Origin of the sequence: Paenibacillus sp. FSL M8-0334 (assembly GCF_038000405.1) — a bacterium.
Classification (GTDB): Bacteria; Bacillota; Bacilli; order Paenibacillales; family Paenibacillaceae; genus Paenibacillus_AQ; species Paenibacillus_AQ campinasensis.
Genome location: NZ_JBBOCH010000001.1, coordinates 135,106 through 156,593, shown reverse-complemented (window position 1 = coordinate 156,593; position 21,488 = coordinate 135,106). Strand labels below are relative to the sequence as shown.

The following is a 21,488-nucleotide window of genomic DNA, read 5'->3' as shown; positions in this document are numbered from 1 at the left end:
AATACTTAAATATAATATCACAGTAAAAATTGCTCCGTCAACTGCCCTAAAAACATTTATTTCTCTTACTTCTTATAGTACAATGTTGTTTAGTCCATAATATTTCGAATGACGGAAAGTTATGGATCATCGGCATGTTTGGGCGGGGCCCTGTTCATGTCGAACGAAGGGACGAGATTTCAGCCCATCATGTCCGTGATCCTAGGTCATTGACTTAGGTATATTATAGAGTGTCTATATATGGCTTGGGCATTTCGTTTCGGCTGGTGAGCTTTGAAATAGAATGTGATTGATGTTAGGGTATCAAGTCAGGAAGGGGAATTCTCATTGAGTAAGCGTTCTTTAAATGGAACAGAATTTACCGCGATGGTTCTAGCCGGAGCGGAGCGGCTTCAGCAGCATGCGGAGCACGTTAATTCCTTGAATGTGTTTCCAGTGCCGGACGGTGACACAGGAACCAATATGAATTTGACGATGACTGCCGGTGTGACTGAATTGAAGAACAAATATTCGGAGTCGGTAGGACATAGCGCTGGTGTGCTGTCCAAGGGGCTGCTTATGGGCGCGCGCGGCAACTCGGGTGTTATTCTATCCCAGTTGTTCCGGGGCTTTAGCCGATATGCGGCACCGCATGCGGAGCTGACGCCTCAGCAGTTTGCAGCCGCGCTTCAGACCGGCGTGGAGGCGGCATACAAAGCGGTCGTTAAGCCGGTTGAAGGTACGATTTTGACGGTGGCCAAGGAAGCGGCCAAGCATGGTGTATACTATTCCCGCCGAACGGCAGACATTGTGGAACTGATGGAGCAGGTGCTGGCGAAAGCGAAGGAAACGCTGGCCCAGACACCGGACATGCTGCCGGTACTCAAGCAGGTGGGCGTTGTCGATTCGGGCGGACAGGGGCTCGTTTACATCTACGAAGGTTTCCTGGCTGCTTTAAAAGAAGAGACGACGGCTGGTCCGGTAGGTGTGGCGTCGGTTGATACGGCACAAGCAGTGTCCCGTTCCGCCGAACCGGTACAGCAGACAAGCCCGTTTGCAGCGGCAGAGATCCCGGTTCCAACCTCGGCGCAGTCCAGGCTTGCAACTGAAGATATCGAATTTCTGTATGATATGGAATTCTTTATCAATCGCCAGCTTGGCGGGGGACAAGACGCAGATTTCGATGAAGATAATTTCCGGAAAGCGCTTGCAGTGAATGGGGATTCCATTATTGTCATTGCGGATGACGAGACGATCAAGGTTCACGTTCATTCCAAGGCGCCGGGGGAAGTGCTGAACCTGGCCCTGCAATATGGCGAGATTACCCAGATTCATATTCTGAATATGCGCGAGCAGCATCGCGAGCTGCTCACGACGGGGATGGATATCGCCCCGATGCCGGAGCTGTTTGCCGATATTCCGGCAGAAGCCCGCACGCCTGAAGCTCCGGCGGTTCCGCCGGCAGACGAGATAGCTCCATTTGGATTCATCGCGGTATCGTCAGGTGACGGCATCTCCGAGATTTTCAAAAGCCTCGGCATCGATGTCGTTCTGGCAGGCGGTCAAACGATGAACCCGAGCACGGAAGATTTCGTGAACGCGGTGTCTTCGATTTCAGCGCAGCATGTTTACATTCTTCCGAACAACTCCAACATCGTGCTCGCGGCTCAGCAGGCCAGAGAGCTGCTTGAGGATGAGCGCAGCGTAACGGTCATTCCAAGCAAGACGATTCCGCAGGGAATTGCGGCTGCCTTCGCCTTCCAGGAAGACGAGAGTGCTGATGTGAACACGGAGAACATGCTGGATGCGATTGCGCGGGTGCAGTCAGGCCAGGTGACCTATGCCGTACGCGACACAACCATCGACGATTTGGAGATCAAGGCCGGCCAGTTTATTGGCATTCGGAACTCCAACATTGTAGCGGCAGCGGAGGATCTGCTGTCAGCGAGCAAACAGCTGCTTGGCAAGATGATGGAATCCGGCGATGAAATCGTGACGCTGCTTACAGGGGAAGATGCTTCCGAGGAAGATACCCAGGCGCTCACGGGCTGGTTAGGGGAACAATATCCGGACGCTGAAGTGGAAGTGCACTATGGAGGTCAGCCGATCTATTCGTACCTGTTCTCTGTGGAGTCTTAACCGAATCATTCAATTTGATTGTATGGATTAGGAGGGGTTACGGTGAATAAAACCGTGATTGTAACAGACAGCACCGCAGATATTCCGGCAGACCTGGTGAAGCAATATAACATTCATATTGTGCCGTTAAAAGTGATGTTCGGCGAGGATTCATATTTGGATGGCGTAGATATATCGGCCGGGGAGTTCTATAAGCGGCTTGTGGAATCTCCGCAGCTTCCAACGACTTCCCAGCCGTCTCCTGCTGATTTTGTGCAGGCTTACGAGTCAATTTTCAAGCAATATCCGGAATGCTCCATTCTGTCGATTCATATTTCGTCAGGGCTGAGCGGCACTTATCAATCGGCTAAGCTGGCCACCTCGCTATTAGAGGAGAAAGCGGACCAGATTACGGTATGGGATTCCAAATCGGCTTCCTACGGATTCGGGCTGTTTGCAGCCCATGCAGCCAAGCTGGCAGCCGAGGGCAAGCCAGTCGAGGAGATTATAACCGCGATTGAGGAGCTGCGCAGCAAGCGCCGCCTCTACTTCCTGGTTGATACGCTGGAGTATCTCCAGAAGGGCGGACGAATTGGCAAAGCCTCGGCTGTTCTGGGAACGCTGCTGAATATTAAACCGATCCTGTCTATCGATGAGGAAGGCATTATTTTCTCGGTGGAAAAGGTTCGCGGCCGCAAAAAGGCGACAGCTCGCATGGTGGAGCTGTTCCAGCAAGATCTGACAGGTGTGACGAAGGTTCATGTCGCGGTAGGCCATACGGCCGATCGGGGGCTGGTGGAGGATTTCCTGCAGCAGCTGTCCGCAGTGTTTACGGTGGAGGATGTGGTGTACTCCGACATCGGGCCGGTTATCGGCACCCATGTCGGGCCGGGCACGATCGCGGCTTATATATGGCCTGCTTAAGTGAGGTAGATGTTATGAGTTTGGAACTCGATCAAATATCCGTCAGACAGATCAACGGCGTGAGCGCCCTCAAGGAAGGGGAGCTTCACGCCTTTGGCGTCTCTACGGTCAAGGATTTACTCGAATATTATCCGTTTCGTTATGAGGATTATCGGCTTCGCTCCCTGAGCGAGGTGAAGGACGGGGACAAAATTACGATTCAAGCCAAAATCGCCGGCGTACCGGTGCTCCAGCGCTACGGACGCAAGTCTCGTTTAACCTGCAAGATGCTGGCGGAGAGCTGGATGTTTACGGCAACCTGGTTCAACCGTCACTTCTTGAAGGATCAGCTTGCTGCGGGCCGGGAAATTGTGCTGACAGGCAAATGGGATCAGCGCAGAATGCAGCTTACCGTTTCGGAATCGGAGTTCCCGGACAAGGGCGCGTTCCGCAGCGGAACGGTGCAGCCGGTCTATTCGGTCGGAGGCAAGATTACCCAGGCCTGGATGCGGAAGACGATGACCCAGGCGCTGCAGCAGTATGGGGATATGATTCCTGAAATTTTGCCGAAGACGCTGCTGCAAAAATATGATTTTATGCCCCGGAAACAGGCGATTCGCACGATTCATCAGCCGGTGGATACGCGAGAAGGCCAGGAAGGGCGCAGGCGGATGGTGTATGAGGAGCTGTTTCTGTTTCAGCTCAAAATGCAGGCATTCCGCGCCCTGAACCGGAAGCGTATGGACGGCGTGGTCCATACGGCGGACAATGCCACGATCCGGGAGTTTGTTCGGAGCCTGCCGTTTGAGCTGACCGATGCACAGAAGAAGGTGGAGCTGGAGATTTTGCACGATATGCGCTCACCCTACTGCATGAACCGGCTGCTCCAGGGTGATGTCGGCTCCGGCAAAACGGTCGTGGCTGCGATTGCGCTGTTCACGACGGTGCGCTCGGGCTTTCAGGGGGCGCTGATGGTGCCGACAGAGATTTTGGCCGAGCAGCACACACGCTCGCTCCAGAAGCTGTTCGAGCCCTTCGGGATTACGGTAGGGCTTCTGACGGGAAGCGTCAACGGGAGAAAGCGCAAGGACCTGCTCGCTTCGCTGCAGATGGGCTTGACGGATGTTGTTGTCGGCACGCATGCGCTGATCCAGGAGGATGTGTATTTCCGCCAGCTCGGCCTGGTTGTCACCGACGAGCAGCACCGCTTCGGCGTCAACCAGCGCAGCATATTGCGCCGCAAGGGGTATAACCCGGATGTGCTCACGATGACGGCAACGCCGATTCCGCGCACGCTGGCTATTACCGCTTTTGGCGATATGGATGTGTCTACCTTGTCGGAGCGGCCGAAGGGACGGATTCCGATCACGACCTACTGGGTCAAGCATGAGATGATGGAGCGCGTGCTCGGCTTTATTGCACGAGAGGTGGATCAGGGGCGCCAGGCGTACCTCATTACACCGCTGATTGAAGAATCGGACAAGCTGGATGTTCAAAATGCGATTGACCTGCATGTTCAGATGCAGCAGGCGTTTCCGAAATACCGGGTCGGGCTGCTGCACGGCCGGATGACCCCGGGCGAGAAGGATGAAGTGATGCGGCAGTTCTACAGCAATGAGGTGCAGCTGCTCATTTCCACCACCGTCATTGAGGTAGGTGTTGATGTGCCGAACGCTACGCTGATGGTGATTATGGATGCGGACCGGTTTGGCCTCTCCCAGCTGCACCAGCTTCGGGGCCGGGTTGGCCGGGGCGAGCATGCCTCCTACTGCATCCTGGTAGCGGATCCGAAATCGGAGGTAGGCCAGGAGCGGATGCAGGTTATGACGGAGACCGATGATGGCTTTGAAGTATCGCGGCGTGATCTGGAGCTTCGGGGACCCGGGGATTTCTTCGGCACGAAGCAGAGCGGGCTGCCGGAGTTCAGGCTGGCGGATATGACCGCCGATTTCAAGATCGTCGAGGAATCTCGCGATGATGCCGCAGCGCTGGTGAGCGACAGCGCCTTCTGGACATCGCCCGAGTATGCGCCGTTGCGGAATTACTTGCAGCAGGAGAACATTTTTCAAGGCGATATTATGGATTAGCTCCCGATTGGTGTAAACGATCGAGCGGTGTAAGCGATGGAGTCTGGCTGAAGTTCAGGCTACCCGCGTTTACAGGGTCGCTCGGATTGGCGCTCATCTAACAGCGCAAGGCCCGTTTCGCCCGGACAAGTGACCGAATCTATTAGCACAATGGACAGGCTTTCGTCATATACTCAAAAAGCGACAGCAATTATAACGGGAGGTGCCTGAATATTGAGCTATCAGCAGTACGGCATTAGTCCTCAGCTGGTGGAGCGGATCAAGCTGAAAATGAAAAACCCGGCGGTCAAGGAGAGAATTAAAGGGCTGACTCAACATTTGACGAAATCCGATCTCCAGAACAGTTTAAAGGTGCAGCAGCTGGTGCGGACAGCCAGCGGCATTCTGAATGAAAGGCTTACGGCAACGCAGGAGCAGCAAATCGTTCAGTTCGTGCTTGCTCAGCGGATTGATCCGAAGAATACGTTCCATTTGATCAAGCTGTGGGGCATGTTCCGTTAGAACGATCGAACATCTCATCGCTGGAATTGAAGAAGCCCCTGCGGGAGGGTCTCCTCCACAGCCGGGGCTTCTGCCGTGACGAGATCAGCGAGACGGCGCGGTGTAGACAGAGCTGAGTGTTCGGTGATCGCTCAAGCATCGGCGATCGACTGGATGCATGCTTCGGTATCGTTTCTGACCGAATTGACGGCTGTGCTGACCGGCTCGGCTTGCATCTCGCTGGCGGGATACGGCCGCAGCAGCTCCCGAAGCGCTTGGAGCATGGCCTGCGCATCGCCGGCTGCGGAGGCGTCCTCACGGCGCAGCCACAGCGCTTCATCTTCCTTCCGCAGAATGACCGGCATCCGGTTGTGAATGGGCGCCATCAGCGCATTCGGCTCGGTTGTAATGACGGTGCAGGTGCTGCGCTTCTGACCGTCCGGCGTCACCCATGTATCGTACAGTCCGGCCATGCTGAAGATGCCGCCGTCCCGAAGACGAATGCGGAAGGGCTGCTTGCCATGTTCGTTTTTTTGCCATTCGTAAAATCCGTCGGCAGGGATGAGGCATCTTTTACGATAAAAGGGTATCTTATAAGCAGGCTTGTTCTCAAGCGTCTCGCTGCGAGCGTTGATCATTTTGCCGGCCATGGACGCGTCCTTGGCCCAGGAAGGGACAAGCCCCCACTGCAGCTGCCCGATCCGGCGGCGTGTACCGTCATGAATGATGGCGGTCACCTGCTGGCTGGGCGCAATGTTATAACGGGGTATATGGAACGGGGACACCGAATCCGGGTCAATCAAGTAGCGCATGAGCAGCTCTTCCCAGGTCACGGTCAATGTATAGCGTCCGCACATCGTTTCTATGGCCTCCTTGGATCGATATCATCGTTTGTGTTAGAGTATACCATGCATGAGTCTGCATGCCCAAGAGGGGTGCAGCGGTTACAGCAACAAGCATTAGAAATGGAGGATATGGTTTGTGTTTGATTTAAAAGCAAGCGGCACCTCGGCCAAGACTGAAGTGGTAGCCGGTACGACGACTTTTTTTACAATGGCTTATATTATGGTGGTGAATCCGCTCATTCTGTCTGAAGCGGGGGTTCCGTTTGAACAGAGCTTCACGGCTACGATTATTGCGACTGTTATCGGGACGCTGCTGATGGGGCTCGTGGCGCGGTATCCGATTGCGGTTGCGCCCGGGATGGGGCTGAATGCGTATTTTACATACTCGGTTGTCCAGGGCCATAACGGGCTTGGATACGTCGAGGCCTTCTCGGCGGTGTTCGTGGCGGGGATTCTGTTCCTGCTGCTCTCGATGACCACGCTTCGGCGCAGGTTGATCGAGATGATCCCCGGAAATCTGAAGCATGCGATTACGGTCGGGATCGGGCTGTTCATCGCCTTTATCGGCCTGCGAATGAGCGGCATCATTACGGCCCATCCGGACAATCTGGTTGCTCTTGGCAATCTCCATGAGCCGACCGTTGTACTGGCGCTGGCAGGTTTGACGGTGACGCTTGTGCTGCTGGCCCGGGATGTGAAGGGGGCGCTGTTCATCGGCATGATTATTACGGGGATCATCGCTTATTTTGCGGACATGCTGTCGTTTACGGGCGGAGTTGTGTCGCTCCCGACGCTGCCTGAGGGGATTCTGGTATGGAATCCGGTCACTTCGATTGCTGACGTGATCTCCCACGGCTTGTATGCCGTCGTCTTCTCTTTCCTGCTCGTGACGCTGTTTGATACGACAGGGACGGTTGTCGGCGTGGCTGAACAGGCCGGGCTGATGAAGGATAATAAGCTGCCGCGCGCCGAGCGGGCGATGTTCTCGGACTCTGTGGCCACGGTGGCTGGCTCGATGGTCGGCACCAGTCCGACTACCGCTTATATTGAATCGGCAGCCGGTGTCGGCGCAGGCGGCCGGACTGGCCTCACAGCGGTCGTGGTGGCGCTGCTGTTCATGGTGGCGGCATTCTTCAGCCCGCTCATCGGCGCTGTTGCCGGATTGTCGGCTATTACGGCGCCATCGCTGATCGTGGTTGGCTGCCTGATGCTGAGCAATGTCCGCCATATCGAATGGAAGGACTTTGATGAGGCGTTCCCGGCTTTTCTCGTCATTCTGACGATGCCGCTCACCTCCAGCATCGCGACCGGCATTGCGCTCGGCTTCATTTCCTACCCGCTGATGAAAATCGTGAAGGGCAAAGGAAAGGCCGTGCATCCGCTGATGTATATTTTTGCAGTGCTGTTTGTACTTCAGCTCGTTTTTGTTCCGCATTGATTCATCTGTACGGTTGATGTTATGGAAAAATCCCCTGGCAGTCCGCATTTCGCGGATGACCCTGCCGGGGGATTTTTTTGTGGATGCATGCATTGGTTAGCGAGGTCGAGATCCGCTTCCACATACCAGCGGTATAGGCTGTGCGTGCTAATGTTTGTTTATCGCTTCTGCTGCAGCAGCGTTTCGATTTTCTGATCAAGCTCCTTCAATTGACGATCATAATGGCGGTAGGTTATGTACCCGATCACAGCTTTGACAGCAAAAAAGAGTACAGCTGCGACAGCGATCAAAAGATAATTGTGGCTTGCGGAATGCAGCCATTGCTCAACTCCATGCATAGGGGGACATTTCCTCCTTCGGTTTCAATCACGAATTTTGGTTGCAGCTTCGCAGTATGCCGCCTGATAAGATCGATAACTATATCCTGTTCCAATCCGGTTATTCTTATGAATCTGGCGCGTATTTCATCGGTCCTCCAGAGCGATCAGCCAATAGGATTATATTTACATTGATAATAAAACGTATGTTCGCATATAATACAAACAAACGTTCTCATTATGAGGTGGGATTGTCATGTTGAGTATAGGTCTCAAACCGGAAGAAACGAGACTGGTGAAGGATTATGCTGTATTGCCGTTATTGCTCGACGTGCTGGAGAATGACGGGGAAACGCTGTGCCGATGCGATGCCAGAACGCCGGAATTGACCCGGATGATGATCGATCAATTGCAGCTTGCGGCGATGGCGGATCTGACGAAGGCGCGCCGGAAGATGCGGGAAAGCGATCTGAAGGTTTACGACAACCGAAGGTCAAGCCTTGGGATTGAGGTTGATTTTGTATGCCGGGGCTATCATCACAAGCTGTCCATGCTGTGGGGGCTGATCGAGGCGGAGATTGAGCAGAGGGCGTATGCTTACCTCGGGCTTAAGCCGGAAGACAAGGGGTGTCTGATGTGAAGGCATCGAAACGGGTGATCATGCTGGCCGATTGCCAGTCTTTCTATGCAAGCGTGGAGAAGGCGGAGCATCCGGAATATCAAGACCGGCCGCTGGTCGTTGCCGGCGATCCGGAGCGACGCTCGGGCATTGTCCTTGCAGCGTGTCCGAAGGCCAAGGAGAAGGGGGTAAAAACGGCAGAAAGGCTAGGGGAGGCCATGGCGAAGTGTCCGGAGCTGGTTGTCATCAAACCCCGGATGCAGCGGTACATTGACGTCTCCATGAAGATTACGGATATCTACAAGTCCTTCACCGATTTGGTGGAGCCTTACAGCATTGACGAGCAATTTCTCGATGTGACCGGCAGCTTGCATCTGTACGGCTGTACACCGGAGGAACTGGCCCGCATGATTCAGAATTACGTCCAGGAAGCGACAGGGGTGTACACCCGCTTCGGCATTGCCGACTCGAAGATTCTGGCGAAGATGGCCTGTGACAACTATGGCAAAAAATCGCCGTCAGGGATCTATACCTTGTCCAAAGATCATCTGGACGGGACGCTGTGGAAGCTGCCGGTCAGCGACATGTTTATGGCCGGCAGCCGGATGACCCGGCATTTCATGGCGATGGGGCTGCCTACGATCGGCAGTGTGGCGAGGACGCCTCTGGCCAAGCTGAAGCAGATGATGCGCCGGAAGTTTGGCAGGAACTCGGATATTCAGGCTGAGCTCTACTGGCGAATCGCCAACGGCATCGATGACAGCCCCGTGCGTCCGGGGACGCATCAGGTGGATCCGAAGTCGGTGGGGCATATGATGACGCTGCCCCGCGATTACGGCAGGCTGGAAGAGATCAAGGTGGTGCTCTTGGAACTGACGGAGCTGGTATGCCAGCGGTGCCGCGGGCTTGGATTCATGGGGCATGTCGTTTCCGTCCACTGCACGGGTGCCGATTTCGACCGGCCTTCGGGTTTCTCAAGACAGATGAAGATGGATGATCCTTCCAACGTCACCAATCAGGTGTACCGCTGGGCGTGCAGGCTGCTGGAGAAGCATTGGGACGGCCTGCCGGTCCGGCAGGTGGGCATCAGCCTGTCGCAGCTGACCCCGGACCAAGAGTATCAATTATCGCTGTTTGATATGGACCGGGAGAAATGGATGGCGCTTGAGCGCACGACCGATGCGCTGAAACGGAAATACGGGGATGCCATCATTATTCGGGCTGTTTCTATGACAGAGGCAGGCCAGGCACTGGATCGCTCAACGAAGATAGGAGGTCACTACAGATGACAACACGAAAAAAACTGGAAGGCAACGGGCTGTGGGAATCGAGCCGGATGATGCTGCCGGAGCATAAGGAGTCCATTATTCGCCGTCAGCTGGAAGAGGGGAGAAAGGTTAAGCCGACGCTGGACGCACAGGAGATGGAGCTGATTGAACATGCGCTGGCGGAATCTTTTTACGATCACCGGACGATTACGCTGCGGCTGTACGATGAATACGAAGAGGTGGAGCGGACCGGCGTGGTTACGATCGTCCTGACCCACCGGCGGGAGATCAAGCTGACGACTGGACCCGGGGAGTGGGAATGGATCAGGATTGACGATATCCTGTCGGCCGGCGTTTCCTGATACAGGAGCGTTGCCGGTATTGCGCCGATTCGTCGCCTGTTTGTCATGCATGATCTGCAAAACAGGGCTGCCCGCAAAGGACAGCCCTGTTGAAAGAGTTATAAAATTTGAGCGACAACGGAAAAGATAATAACGACCAGAAACAGCAGCGTGAGGTGATTGAGGGAGAAGATGAACATCTTCTTCGCCCACGAGGCCGGATCTGTCTCGCGGTAGCTCGCCAGGCTAAGGATGAGCCAGCCCAGGCTCATCAGCACGGCCAGCGCTGCAATATACGGGTTCAGCGACCAGAACAGGAGGCTGGACAGTACGAGCAGCACAAGATAGACGTTGGTGCGGTGATACGTTCTGCGGATTCCTCTGATGACCGGATACATCGGAACGCCGGCAGCCTTGTATTCATCCAGTCTGCGGATGGCGATGGCATAGAAATGGGGCATCTGCCACAGCAGCATCATGATGACGATCGCCCATATTTCCATGCGGAGCATGTCGCTGGATATCGCGGCCCAGCCGATCAGAGGCGGCACGGCGCCGGAGATGCTTCCGACTTCGGTGTTGTACACCGTCGTCCGCTTCGTCCACATCGTGTAAGGCACCACGTAGAAGAACAGTCCGAGAAATCCGAACAGGGCCGCCAGCGGTGAAGCGGCGTACAGGACGATGAAGCCTGACAGGCTCATCAGAATCCCGATGGTCAGTCCAATCGGCGTGTCCACCTGTCCGGTGACGGTCGGCCGGTTCTTGGTGCGTTCCATAATTGCGTCGATATCCCGGTCATATAGGTTGTTAAACGCGCCTGCCGAACCGATCACAAGGGACGATCCGAGCAAAGCCAGGCATATCTTCGTTATATTGTCCATGAACGAGGTGTCAAACACGTACAGTGCCATACACAGCCCCGCAAACATGGCAATGAGGTTGGACTTGATAATTCCGGTTTTAATGGTATCAAAAAAAACTTTGGTCAGAGAGTTGTATCCTACGGCATGATTCGGTTCCTGATTATTGATAGTATTCATGACCCACTCACTTCTATATTTTTTTACTATCATCTTACCATGAAGAAGCTAAAAATTAATCCTCTATTAAGGAAAATTACGAATACTGTCGAAAAGAGACGGTGAAACCTGCCAAAACAAGAGCAGGCTGGATCAGGCGGATGTCGTAATTTTATACACATCATGTCGCATTGTTATACTAAAAAAAGCTGCAAAATATGATACCTTAGAGATGGCTGTCAGGATATTACATACTTATCATGCCGGAACAGAAATTTGAGAAAGTGAAGGTGACGATCAACATGGGCAAAGTATATCGTGTAGGGATCATCGGATGTGGTGGAATCGCGAACGGCAAGCATCTGCCAAGCTTGAGCAAGCTGAACAATGTAGAACTGGTAGCGTTCTGTGACATCGTTCAGGAGCGGGCCGAGCAGGCGGCCGGGAAGTACGGAATCGAGGGAGCTCAGGTAACCACAGATTACAAGGAGCTGCTGAAGGATAATACAATTGACATTATTCATGTGTTGACTCCGAACGATTCTCACGCGGAGATTTCCATTGCTTCGCTTGAGGCGGGCAAGCATGTAATGTGTGAAAAGCCGATGGCCAAAACAGCCGCTGACGCGAAGCGGATGATGGAAACGGCGAAACGGACAGGCAAGAAACTGACGATTGGCTACAACAACCGTTTCCGGAACGACAGCCAGTATCTCAAGGAGCTGTGTGATGCCGGAGAGCTTGGACATATTTATTTTGCAAAAGCCCATGCCGTGCGGAGAAGAGCCGTACCAACCTGGGGTGTGTTCCTGGACGAGGAGAAGCAAGGCGGAGGTCCGCTGATTGATATCGGTACTCACGCGCTTGATCTGACCCTCTGGATGATGGACAACTATAAGCCGAAGGTTGTGCTTGGTTCGACCTATCATGAGCTGGCCAAACGCGAGAACGCGGCTAACGCTTGGGGACCATGGGATCCTAAGAAGTTTACCGTTGAGGATTCCGCTTTCGGGATGATCGTGATGGAGAATGGCGCAACCATTATGCTGGAATCCAGCTGGGCGCTCAATACGCTCGAAGTGGATGAAGCGAAGTGCACGCTGAGCGGCACCGAGGGCGGAGCAGACATGAAGAACGGTCTGCGGATCAACGGAGAGAAATTCAGCCGTCTGTACACCAAGGACATCGAGCTTAGCTCTGGCGGCGTTGCTTTCTATGAGGGCGGTAAAGAAGAAGCTCCGGACGTGGAAATGAGAAAATGGATTGAAGCGATCGAGAACGATACCGATCCGGTAGTTACGCCGGAACAGGCTTTTGTCGTTTCGCAAATTTTGGAAGCTCTTTATGAGTCTGCACGTACCGGAAAGGCCGTGTACTTCGACTAAGTCGCTTCGCATGAACACGCTGTGCCCGTGGACGGCTGCAGCTCCAGTTGCTATAATGGGGTTACGGTTGGACCTAAGATGGATGTTGCGTGCGGAAGATCGCTATGTTCCGGCACTGAGACGATCGGGTCTACAGATACGAGCCGACGTGTGCGGAGGAATGGCGATGAGTACGATGGATAAGCTACAAACACTGATTATTATAGCGGCGGTTGGGATTGGTTTAGCGATTGGCCAAATCCCGACCGCTCTTTATTATGCCGAGATGATCATTCTGCCGTCGCTGCTGCTGATGATGTACGGCCTGTTTCTGACAATTCCGCTCAGGCAGCTGCGGCAGGCTTTCGCGAACCTCCGATTTCTGTCGGCCAGCGCGGTCATTAATTATATGTGGACCCCGCTGCTGGCATGGGGGCTTGGCGCCATCTTTCTGTCAGAGCATCCTGCCCTGTGGATCGGGTTTATGATGCTGATGGTGACCCCGTGTACAGACTGGTACTTGGTGTTCACTTCGATTGCCAGAGGCAATGTGCCTCTGTCGGCTTCGATTCTGCCGATGAATTTGATGCTGCAGCTTCTGCTGCTTCCGGTATATCTGCTGGTATTCTCCGGAACAGTGGGCACATTCGACCTGAGCTCGCTGGCGGAAAGTGTGCTGCTCGTTCTGGCGCTGCCGTTCGGGCTTGCCTTGCTCACGCGCGCGCTGCTTCGCAGAAGACCGGCCTGGCTGGAGCGGGGCATAACCCCGTTTTTTGCTAAAGCCCAGCTGTGGTTTCTGTCGCTGGCCATTGCGGCCATGTTTGCGTCGCAGGGTGCGCAGCTGTTTGCCCATATGGAGACGGTGTACATTTTGCTGGTGCCGGTGCTGCTGTTTTTTGCCGTCAATTACATCGTTGGCGGACTTGCCAGCAGGCTGCTCGGGTTCTCCTACGAGGACTCGGCCAGCTTGCGACTGACGATCCTTGCCCGCAATTCGCCGGTGGCGTTGGCCATTGCCGTCACGGCATTTCCGGACGAGCCGCTGGTGGCGCTGGCGCTCGTTGTAGGGCCGCTTATTGAGCTGCCGGTGCTGGCGCTCATTACCCAGCTGCTGCTGTCAGGCACGAGAAGGCGCCCCGTATCAGGGAGATCATCCATAGATAGATAGCCTCGAAGAAGCCGTAAGGCATGGAGTACAATCTGCAAGTGGGAGATGCTGCTCGGAAGCGACGCTCCGGCAAGAAGACGGGAGGCTACCGGGAAGAGGAGCGAAGACAAGGGAAGAAGGTGGCGGCTTGGATAACGGCGGCCGGAGTTTGGGGTCGAAACAAAACACCCCTTGAAGGTACAGCCGCAGATCGTCGTAGAATCCGCAGCTGCACCTCAAGGGGCATATCCTGCACCAAGCGATTACTTCACTGTTTTGTTGTAAATCTCGATTTTGGAGGTGATCTCCTGAGCTGCCTTGTCCAGCGCCTCCTGAGGGGTCTTCTGACCGTTTAATACTTCCTCGATCGCAGTCTCCGTAAGCTGACGCGCCTCAGGGAATACGCCCATAACCGCCCCTTGAGTAGCCAGGTTCTCTTCAGTCTGATGCAGCTGGTCAACGGCTGTCTGGAATTGCGGATACTTCGCCAGATTTTCCTTCACGATAGGCTCATCATAGGCCTTGGTAGTTACCGGGAAGTAACCGGTGTTCACATGCCAGTAGGCTTGGGTCGTTGGGTCAGCCAAAAACTTCATGAATTCCCAAGCGGCCTTCTGCTCTTCTTCAGGCTTGTTGTTCATCAGCCACAGGCTTGCCCCGCCGATGATCACGCCGCCCTTGCCGCCATCGGATGGACGTGGCAGGAAGCCTGTCCCTACCTCGAATTTGCCTTCGGCCGCATTGACAATACCGCGCAGGGATGCCGTTGAGTCGAGCATCATGGCAATCTGCCCAGCTGCAAAAGCCTTCTTGGTATCATCCGTTTTCCGGCCCAGATTCAGCAGCACCTTGTCGTCGAGCATTTGCTTCCACCATTCCAGTGTTTTCACACCGGCAGGGCTGTTGAGCTGGGAAGCGGTGGCCAGATCATTCCGTCCGTTGCCGTTGTTCAGCAGCTCCGCACCTTGATTGGAGAAGAACTGCTCCATGAACCATCCGTAGATGGCAAAGGAAGCGCCGGTCTGATCGCCTGTTGTCAGCGCCTTGGCTGCTTCGGCTACCTCTTCGTAGGTTTGCGGCGGATTTTCCGGGTCCAGCCCGGCCGCTTTGAATGCATCCTTGTTATAATACAGAATCGGATTGGACGAGTTGAACGGCATCGAATGAAGCTTGTTGTCAAAGGTATAATAGCTCTTGATGTTAGGTTCGAGAGCAGAGATATCATACTGTTCTGCATCCATAAAGTCCTGCACCGGACGAATCGCCTTCGTATCCATCATGAAACGGCTGCCGATTTCGTAAACCTGAATCATCGTCGGACCGCTGTTGGAGCCGAGGGATGCTTTCAGCTTGTTCAGGCTTTCATCATAGGTTCCTTGAAACACGCCTTCAACCTGAATGTCCGAGCGGGACGAGTTAAATTCAGCAATCAGCTGGTCAACGGCTGTTCCGAGTTCACCACTCATGGAATGCCACCATACGACTTTGATAGGTTCTTGCGTTTGCTCGTTGTTACTTGCAGACGCGGGTGAAGCGCTGCTCGGAGTTTGTCCGGAATCGCTTCCGCTGGCAGTTGTGCCTGCGCCGCAGGCGGCTGTGAACATCATCATGCAGCTCAGAAGAAGCAGGCTGAAGGATTTTTTGCCAAAACGTTTCATGATCGGTTAATCTCTCCCTTATGAAAATTCATTTATCAGAAATTGCACCGGGCCTGGGCTCTGGGAGCCTGTCCGCAGCACAAGGCTGATTTTCGTTTGCACAACGACAAACTATAGCTGTACGGTAATTGAAGCGGGCGGAGCCTAGCCTTTCAGCGCCCCGGCAGTAATCCCTCGCACAAGCGGCTTGAGGCCAAGCGCGAGCAGGAGCAGGGAAGGCAAGAGCATCAGCAGCACGCCGGACAAGATCAGATTCCAGGAGTTCATCTCCTCGAATTGCAGCATCCCGATGCCGATCTGGACGGTGCGCATTTCCTCCCGGTTCGTGGTCAACAGCGGCCATAAATACATGTTCCAGTTATTCAAAAAAGAATACACCCCCAGCGTTGCAAGCCCCGGCACGGACAAAGGCAGCACCATGCTGAGGAACGTCCGGACATGCCCGCAGCCGTCCACCCGGGCGGCCTCGAACAGCTCCTTCGGCAATGACAGAAAGGTCTGCCTGAGCAGGAAGGTGCCGAAGGCGGTGGCCAGAAACGGGACGATCAGACCTTGGTAGGAATCCAGCCAATTGAGGCTTCTGATCGTCAGATAGTTCGGAATCATAATGACTTCCCACGGAACCATCATCGTGGCAAGGAACAGGCTGAACAGCAGCGTTTTCCCGGGAAATCGAAGAAAGGCGAACGCATAGGCGGCCAGCGCGGAGGTGAGGACTTGTCCAATCATGGTGGCACAGGAGACGATGGCGCTGTTGGCGATAAACCGGAGCACCGGAATCGTCTCGATAACCTTGAGGAAGTTGGCCAGATTGATTGTCTCCGGAAGCAGCGGCGGCGGGTACACGGCCGATTCCGCTTCGGTCATCAAAGAGGTGGACAGCGTGTACAGGAGCGGAAAAGCTACGGCCAGCGCTCCGACAAGGAGAAGCAGGTAGATGAAGCTTTTGGGCAGAAGTCGCAAACTCATTGATAGTGCACTCTCCGTTCCACGAATTTAAACTGCAGGAGGGTCAGCGTCAGAATGATGACAAACAGGATCAAGGCCTGGGCGCTTCCGATGCCGAACCGGAAGTTGATGAAGGCGTCCTGATAGATGTTGTACACGATGACGTTGGTGCTGTTCATCGGCCCGCCTTTTGTCAAAATATTGATTTGGCCGAATGCTTGGAAGGCACCAATGATGGATACAACCAGCGTAAAGAACAGCGTCGGCGAAATGAGCGGCATCGTGATCCGGAAGAACGTCCGAAGCGGACCGGACCCGTCGATGCGCGCACTGTCGTAGATATCCTCTGACACGCCCTGGATGCCGCTGAGCATCAGGATGTAATTGAAGCCCAGATTCATCCACACGGTCATGATGGCAATCGATATCATCGCCCACTTCGGGTCGGTCAGCCACTGCACAGGGCCGAGGCCGGCCAGTGACAGCATATAGTTCAGCATGCCGAGTGTCGGATGGTACAGAATCATCCAGATCATCGAGCCTGTCCCAACCGAAACGGCCATCGGGAGCGAGAAGATGAACCGGAATATCTTCATGCCTGTCAGCTTGTTGTGCGTTAGAGCGGCAAAAAACAGCGCGGCCGCAATGCCGGTTGGAACGGTCAGCAGCATGAACATCAGGGTGTTGCCAAAGCTTTTATAGAACATGTCCGAGCTTAAAATATCCTTGAAATTGCCAAAGCCGACAAATTCGGCTACGCGGCCCTGCGGATCCGTAAGAAACAGGCTGAGATATACGGATTTGAGCAAGGGGTAGAACAGAAACGCGCCGAACAGCAGCAGCGAGGGGGCCAAGCAGGCGTATGCCAGCGTGATTTCCCTGCGACGGATTTTGCGAATGGAGGTGCGCTTGCGCTCGCGCGCGGATTCCATCTCATTAGCCGGAGGCGTGATGGGCGTGCTCGGTGGAGACAGCGTGAATTCTTTTTCCATGTCTTTGATTGACCTCACTTTCCACACTTGGCCTTTCAGCTATTGAGTATAGGGAATATATGTAAAAATAAGTTGGGATTTATGTTAGAAGAAAGTAATATATTTACAAAATTCGATATGCGAATAAAACGCTTGCAAAAAATAGAAGGGTATGATATGTTATACCTGTAACCGGTTACACACATCAAAGAGGTGATGGCTGATGGCAACAATTAAGGATGTAGCGGGCCGGGCTGGAGTATCTGTCGCTACCGTCTCCCGAGTGCTGAATGGAAACGGCTATGTGCATGAGGATACCCGGCAGAAGGTGGAAGAGGCGATTCGCGCCTTGAACTATACACCGAATGAGGTGGCTCGTTCTTTATACAAGAAGAAGTCGAAGCTGGTGGGGCTCTTGCTGCCCGATATTACGAACCCTTACTTTCCGCAGCTGGCGCGCGGCGTCGAGGACCGGATGCAGGAGAACGACTATCGGCTGATCTTTGGCAACAGCGATGAGAACCGGGAGAAGGAGATGGACTACATCCAGACCTTCATTCAGAATCACGTAGTGGGCATCATATCCTCCACGAATGATCCCGGTGCGGAGATGTACGCCGAGCTGCGCATTCCGATTGTGTTCCTTGACCGGACGACGAGCGACCGTCCATCCGTGTATGCGGATGGCAGAGAAGGCGGGAGACTGGCTGCGCGGGAGATCATCAAGCGCGGCAGCAAGCGGATCACGATCATCCAGGGACCGGCTCATGTCGGACCGGCGATGGACCGGTACGAGGGTGCGGTGGAGGTCGTGCGAGAGCGGGGTCTTTCATATGATGTGCTGAAGACGACATCCTTTTCATTTACCGAAGCGGAGGGCTGGGCCCAAGACTTGTTCCGGCTATACCCGGATACCGACGGGGTGATCGCCAGTAACGATATCGTGGCTTCGGCGGTGCTGCAGGAAGCGTTTCGGTTAGGGAAAAGGGTGCCGGAGGACGTCCAGATTATCGGATTTGACGACATTCCGCTCAGCAGACTGCTTGCTCCGTCCCTGTCCACGATTCACCAGCCGGCCTATGAGATGGGGCGCGAGGCTGCGGAGCTGTTGATACAGCTCATGGAAGGACAGCATATCGAACGAAAAAGCAAACAATATCCCGTTCAATTCATCGAACGACAGACAACGAGAAAGGTGGACTAATCATGGCAAAAATAACGGTAGTTGGAAGCTCTTCGATGGACCTGGTGGTGACCTCGTCCAAACGCCCTGGCGCTGGCGAAACGGTGCTCGGCGACAGCTTCAAGACGGTTCCGGGAGGCAAGGGCGCCAACCAGGCGGTCGCTTGCGCAAGGCTGGGAGCCGAAGTGTCGATGATCGGCTGTGTGGGCGATGATCACTTCGGGCAGGCCATTTTGCAAAATTTCAGAGACAACGGTGTTTCTGTAAAGCATGTGGAACCGGTTACAGGTATGGAGAGCGGAACGGCGCACATCGTGCTGGCTGAAGGAGACAACAGCATCGTCGTTGTTAAAGCCGCCAACGATTGCGTGACGCCTGCTTATATCGAGAAGACCGAGGATGTGATCAAGCAGTCGGATATGGTGCTGGTCCAGCATGAAATACCGGAGGAGTCGGTAGCTTATGTAAGTGCGTTGTGCGCGAAGCATGGCGTTCCGCTCATTCTGAATCCGGCGCCAGCGCGTCCGGTGCCAGAGGCAGTTCTTGAGCAGGCAGCCTATATTACGCCGAATGAGCATGAAGCGTCGATTCTGTTCGGCGGCGCGCCGCTCGAAGAGTCGCTTCGCCGTTATCCGAACAAACTGCTCATAACCGAGGGCAAGCGGGGCGTGCGCTATTATGACGGGACGAAGGAAGTGGTCATCCCGGGCTATGAGGTCGAAGTGGTGGATACGACGGGAGCTGGAGATACCTTTAACGGCGCTTTGGCGGTCGCGCTGGCCGAGGGCAAGAGTCTGGCAGACAGTCTGAAATTCGCCAACCGGGCAGCATCCTTGTCAGTCACCAAATTTGGCGCCCAGGGCGGCATGCCGACGCGGAGCCTCGTAGAGGAGAGTCTGTAACATGAAGAAGCAGGGCATACTGAACAGCCACATTGCCAAAGTGCTGGCCGATCTCGGTCATACCGACACGATTGTGGTCGGGGACGTCGGCCTCCCGGTTCCGCCGGGGGTCCTCAAGATTGATCTGGCCATCAAGCATGGCCAGCCGAGCTTCCGCGATGTGGTGGATGCCATCGCCGAAGATATGGTGGTGGAGAAGGTGATCGTTGCCGAGGAAATCCATGCAGCCAATGCGGAGACGCTTCAATATATTCATAACAGGTTCCAGCATTGCGATATCGATGCTTGCCCGCATGAAGAGCTCAAGCAGCAGATGGCCACTGCGAAGGCGGTCATCCGGACAGGGGAAGCGAAACCGTACGCGAACTGCATTTTGCAGGCAGGTGTCCATTTCGGCTAAAGAGGAGGAACAACCATGAACATCGTGATGAAAAACATTCATAAAGCTTTTGGCGCGAACCGTGTGCTGACCGGTGTGGATTTCGACCTCCGCGAAGGAGAGGTGCACGCGCTCATGGGCGAGAACGGCGCAGGCAAATCGACGCTGATGAACATTCTGACCGGCCTGCACCGTCTGGATGAAGGGACGATTGTGATCGACGGGAAGGAAACCTATTTCGGAAGCCCGAAGGAGGCGGAGGAGAAGGGCGTGGCCTTTATCCACCAGGAGCTTAACATCTGGCCGGAAATGACCGTCTTGGAAAATCTGTTCATCGGCAAGGAAATGACGTCGCGCTTCGGCTTTTTGAACACAAAACAGATGAAAGCGCTCGCGAAGGCACAGTTTGAGCAGTTGTCTGTGTCGGTACCGCTGACACAGGAGGCGGGGGAGTGTTCCGTTGGACAGCAGCAGATGATTGAAATTGCCAAGGCGCTGATGACGGATGCCAAGGTGATCATCATGGACGAGCCGACGGCGGCCTTGACTGAGCGGGAAATTCAGAAGCTGTTCGAAGTGATCGACGCACTGAGAAAGCAGGGCGTGTCGATCGTATATATCTCGCACCGGATGGAGGAGATCTTTGCGATCTGTGACCGGATTACGGTGATGCGGGACGGGAAGACCGTCGATACTCAAGCGATTGCCGATACGAGCTTTGACGAGGTTGTCCGCAAGATGGTTGGCCGCGAGTTGACCGAGCGTTATCCTGCGCGCAGCCCTTCGCCGGGCGAGGTGGTGCTTGAAGTGAAGAACCTGTCGGCCAAGGGACGGTTTGACAATGTCAGCTTTGCCGTCCGCGCCGGGGAAATTGTCGGTGTATCCGGTCTGATGGGGGCAGGGCGAACGGAAATCATGCGCGCAATCTTCGGGCTTGACCCGCTGGACAGCGGCGAGATTTATATGAGAGGCAAGAAGGTGGCGATCCGCAAGCCGACAGACGCCGTCAAGCATGGCATCGGGTTTATCACGGAGGACCGGAAGGACGAGGGTCTGGTGCTGGACTTCTCGGTTCGGGAGAATATGGCGCTGACGAATCTGTTCAGCTTCTCGCATAACGGGTTTATTTCCAGCAAAAAGGAACGGGATTTCGTCAATACCCTGGTCCAGCGGCTGCAGATCAAAACGCATACGACCGAAACGGCAGCCCGCAATCTGTCGGGGGGCAATCAGCAGAAGGTGGTCATTGCCAAATGGATCGGCATCGGACCGAGCCTGCTTATCCTCGATGAGCCGACCCGGGGTGTGGATATCGGAGCGAAGCGGGAAATTTACCAGCTGATGAACGAGCTCACTGAGCGCGGGGTGGCCATCATTATGGTCTCTTCGGAGCTGCCGGAGGTGCTTGGCATGAGCGACCGGATTCTGGTTGTGCACGAGGGCAAAATTACTGGAGAAGTGGACCGTTCGAATGCAACACAGGAGTTTATTATGACTCTAGCTACAGGAGGGCATTAAC

Annotated in this window: 20 protein-coding genes; 14 read left to right on the top strand and 6 right to left on the bottom strand. The window is 54.5% G+C overall.

What is annotated here, in order from left to right:
* Positions 1-327: 327 nt before the first annotated feature.
* The 4 genes from MKX64_RS00715 (at position 328) to MKX64_RS00700 (ending at position 5,588) form a co-directional block, all read left to right on the top strand.
* Positions 328-2,118, top strand: coding sequence for a DAK2 domain-containing protein (locus MKX64_RS00715; RefSeq protein WP_155617340.1), 1,791 nt, complete (start codon positions 328-330; stop codon positions 2,116-2,118).
* A gap of 42 nt (positions 2,119-2,160) precedes the next feature.
* Positions 2,161-3,021 carry a DegV family protein gene (locus MKX64_RS00710; RefSeq protein WP_330163915.1) on the top strand — a complete coding sequence of 287 codons (861 nt, stop codon included), beginning with the start codon at positions 2,161-2,163 and terminating at the stop codon, positions 3,019-3,021.
* Between the two features lie 14 nt (positions 3,022-3,035).
* On the top strand, positions 3,036-5,087 hold the full coding sequence (recG, locus tag MKX64_RS00705; protein WP_095263328.1) for an ATP-dependent DNA helicase RecG: 2,052 nt from the start codon (positions 3,036-3,038) through the stop codon (positions 5,085-5,087).
* Positions 5,088-5,300: 213 nt separating this feature from the next.
* Positions 5,301-5,588, top strand: a complete 288-nt coding sequence (locus MKX64_RS00700; RefSeq protein ID WP_095263329.1) for a stage VI sporulation protein F — start codon at positions 5,301-5,303, stop codon at positions 5,586-5,588.
* Positions 5,589-5,719: 131 nt separating this feature from the next.
* Here MKX64_RS00700 and MKX64_RS00695 read toward each other — a convergent pair whose 3' ends face one another.
* Entirely contained in the window at positions 5,720-6,424 is a 705-nt protein-coding gene (locus MKX64_RS00695) for an SOS response-associated peptidase (protein WP_095263330.1), read from the bottom strand.
* Between the two features lie 124 nt (positions 6,425-6,548).
* Between MKX64_RS00695 and MKX64_RS00690 the strand changes: the two genes are divergently transcribed.
* Positions 6,549-7,850, top strand: a complete 1,302-nt coding sequence (locus tag MKX64_RS00690; RefSeq protein WP_095397530.1) for an NCS2 family permease — start codon at positions 6,549-6,551, stop codon at positions 7,848-7,850.
* 158 nt (positions 7,851-8,008) lie between these two features.
* On the opposite strand, the gene MKX64_RS00685 is transcribed toward MKX64_RS00690, so the two are convergent.
* Positions 8,009-8,188, bottom strand: a complete 180-nt coding sequence (locus tag MKX64_RS00685) for a hypothetical protein (RefSeq protein WP_095397531.1) — start codon at positions 8,186-8,188, stop codon at positions 8,009-8,011.
* A gap of 235 nt (positions 8,189-8,423) precedes the next feature.
* Between MKX64_RS00685 and MKX64_RS00680 the strand changes: the two genes are divergently transcribed.
* Genes MKX64_RS00680 through MKX64_RS00670 form a run of 3 tightly spaced genes read left to right on the top strand, consistent with a single transcriptional unit; the run spans position 8,424 to position 10,416 of the window.
* Positions 8,424-8,807 (top strand): hypothetical protein, encoded by a 384-nt coding sequence (locus MKX64_RS00680; RefSeq protein WP_095263332.1) that lies wholly within the window; start codon positions 8,424-8,426, stop codon positions 8,805-8,807.
* Positions 8,804-10,075: a DNA polymerase IV gene (locus MKX64_RS00675; protein ID WP_244908057.1), complete on the top strand. Its 1,272-nt coding sequence runs from the start codon at positions 8,804-8,806 to the stop codon at positions 10,073-10,075. Before MKX64_RS00680 ends, MKX64_RS00675 begins: the two co-directional genes overlap by 4 nt.
* A complete protein-coding gene (locus tag MKX64_RS00670) occupies positions 10,072-10,416 on the top strand; it encodes a YolD-like family protein (protein ID WP_095263333.1) in 345 nt (114 codons plus the stop codon). Before MKX64_RS00675 ends, MKX64_RS00670 begins: the two co-directional genes overlap by 4 nt.
* 98 nt (positions 10,417-10,514) lie before the next feature.
* Here the strand turns inward: MKX64_RS00670 and cyoE are convergent, their stop codons facing one another.
* The gene (gene cyoE / locus MKX64_RS00665; RefSeq protein WP_095263334.1) at positions 10,515-11,438 is read right to left on the bottom strand and encodes a heme o synthase; all 924 of its coding nucleotides are present in this window, start codon (positions 11,436-11,438) and stop codon (positions 10,515-10,517) included.
* A gap of 281 nt (positions 11,439-11,719) precedes the next feature.
* Here cyoE and MKX64_RS00660 point away from each other — a divergent pair, with 281 nt between their 5' ends.
* Together MKX64_RS00660 and MKX64_RS00655 are read left to right on the top strand one after the other, a co-directional pair.
* Positions 11,720-12,802 (top strand): Gfo/Idh/MocA family protein, encoded by a 1,083-nt coding sequence (locus MKX64_RS00660; protein ID WP_095263346.1) that lies wholly within the window; start codon positions 11,720-11,722, stop codon positions 12,800-12,802.
* A 166-nt stretch (positions 12,803-12,968) separates the two neighbouring features.
* Positions 12,969-13,949 carry an arsenic resistance protein gene (locus MKX64_RS00655; protein WP_095263335.1) on the top strand — a complete coding sequence of 327 codons (981 nt, stop codon included), beginning with the start codon at positions 12,969-12,971 and terminating at the stop codon, positions 13,947-13,949.
* 242 nt (positions 13,950-14,191) lie between these two features.
* Here the strand turns inward: MKX64_RS00655 and MKX64_RS00650 are convergent, their stop codons facing one another.
* From MKX64_RS00650 to MKX64_RS00640, 3 genes are all read right to left on the bottom strand, one after another.
* Positions 14,192-15,586 carry an ABC transporter substrate-binding protein gene (locus tag MKX64_RS00650; protein ID WP_095263336.1) on the bottom strand — a complete coding sequence of 465 codons (1,395 nt, stop codon included), beginning with the start codon at positions 15,584-15,586 and terminating at the stop codon, positions 14,192-14,194.
* Between the two features lie 144 nt (positions 15,587-15,730).
* The gene (locus tag MKX64_RS00645) at positions 15,731-16,555 is read right to left on the bottom strand and encodes a carbohydrate ABC transporter permease (RefSeq protein WP_341035211.1); all 825 of its coding nucleotides are present in this window, start codon (positions 16,553-16,555) and stop codon (positions 15,731-15,733) included.
* Entirely contained in the window at positions 16,552-17,526 is a 975-nt protein-coding gene (locus MKX64_RS00640) for a carbohydrate ABC transporter permease (RefSeq protein ID WP_095263338.1), read from the bottom strand. Before MKX64_RS00640 ends, MKX64_RS00645 begins: the two co-directional genes overlap by 4 nt.
* A 202-nt stretch (positions 17,527-17,728) precedes the next feature.
* Between MKX64_RS00640 and MKX64_RS00635 the strand changes: the two genes are divergently transcribed.
* The 4 genes from MKX64_RS00635 to MKX64_RS00620 are packed head-to-tail and all read left to right on the top strand — an operon-like array spanning position 17,729 to position 21,487.
* Entirely contained in the window at positions 17,729-18,709 is a 981-nt protein-coding gene (locus MKX64_RS00635; RefSeq protein ID WP_095263339.1) for a LacI family DNA-binding transcriptional regulator, read from the top strand.
* A gap of 2 nt (positions 18,710-18,711) precedes the next feature.
* Positions 18,712-19,590, top strand: coding sequence for a ribokinase (gene rbsK, locus MKX64_RS00630; protein WP_095263340.1), 879 nt, complete (start codon positions 18,712-18,714; stop codon positions 19,588-19,590).
* Position 19,591: 1 nt separating this feature from the next.
* Positions 19,592-19,990 carry a D-ribose pyranase gene (gene rbsD / locus MKX64_RS00625; RefSeq protein ID WP_095263341.1) on the top strand — a complete coding sequence of 133 codons (399 nt, stop codon included), beginning with the start codon at positions 19,592-19,594 and terminating at the stop codon, positions 19,988-19,990.
* Between the two features lie 15 nt (positions 19,991-20,005).
* Complete coding sequence (locus MKX64_RS00620) at positions 20,006-21,487, top strand: sugar ABC transporter ATP-binding protein (protein WP_095263342.1); 1,482 nt, start codon at positions 20,006-20,008, stop codon at positions 21,485-21,487.
* The last annotated feature ends 1 nt before the right edge of the window (position 21,488 follow it).

What these genes read in the sequence shown, in the direction of transcription:
- recG (WP_095263328.1), top strand. Translation starts at nt 3,036, where the DNA reads ATGAGTTTGGAACTCGATCAAATATCCGTCAGACAGATCAACGGCGTG.
- MKX64_RS00695 (WP_095263330.1), bottom strand. Translation starts at nt 6,424, where the DNA reads ATGTGCGGACGCTATACATTGACCGTGACCTGGGAAGAGCTGCTCATG.
- MKX64_RS00685 (WP_095397531.1), bottom strand. Translation starts at nt 8,188, where the DNA reads ATGCATGGAGTTGAGCAATGGCTGCATTCCGCAAGCCACAATTATCTT.
- MKX64_RS00680 (WP_095263332.1), top strand. Translation starts at nt 8,424, where the DNA reads ATGTTGAGTATAGGTCTCAAACCGGAAGAAACGAGACTGGTGAAGGAT.
- MKX64_RS00670 (WP_095263333.1), top strand. Translation starts at nt 10,072, where the DNA reads ATGACAACACGAAAAAAACTGGAAGGCAACGGGCTGTGGGAATCGAGC.
- cyoE (WP_095263334.1), bottom strand. Translation starts at nt 11,438, where the DNA reads ATGAATACTATCAATAATCAGGAACCGAATCATGCCGTAGGATACAAC.
- MKX64_RS00660 (WP_095263346.1), top strand. Translation starts at nt 11,720, where the DNA reads ATGGGCAAAGTATATCGTGTAGGGATCATCGGATGTGGTGGAATCGCG.
- MKX64_RS00655 (WP_095263335.1), top strand. Translation starts at nt 12,969, where the DNA reads ATGAGTACGATGGATAAGCTACAAACACTGATTATTATAGCGGCGGTT.
- MKX64_RS00650 (WP_095263336.1), bottom strand. Translation starts at nt 15,586, where the DNA reads ATGAAACGTTTTGGCAAAAAATCCTTCAGCCTGCTTCTTCTGAGCTGC.
- MKX64_RS00645 (WP_341035211.1), bottom strand. Translation starts at nt 16,555, where the DNA reads ATGAGTTTGCGACTTCTGCCCAAAAGCTTCATCTACCTGCTTCTCCTT.
- MKX64_RS00640 (WP_095263338.1), bottom strand. Translation starts at nt 17,526, where the DNA reads ATGGAAAAAGAATTCACGCTGTCTCCACCGAGCACGCCCATCACGCCT.
- MKX64_RS00635 (WP_095263339.1), top strand. Translation starts at nt 17,729, where the DNA reads ATGGCAACAATTAAGGATGTAGCGGGCCGGGCTGGAGTATCTGTCGCT.
- rbsK (WP_095263340.1), top strand. Translation starts at nt 18,712, where the DNA reads ATGGCAAAAATAACGGTAGTTGGAAGCTCTTCGATGGACCTGGTGGTG.
- rbsD (WP_095263341.1), top strand. Translation starts at nt 19,592, where the DNA reads ATGAAGAAGCAGGGCATACTGAACAGCCACATTGCCAAAGTGCTGGCC.
- MKX64_RS00620 (WP_095263342.1), top strand. Translation starts at nt 20,006, where the DNA reads ATGAACATCGTGATGAAAAACATTCATAAAGCTTTTGGCGCGAACCGT.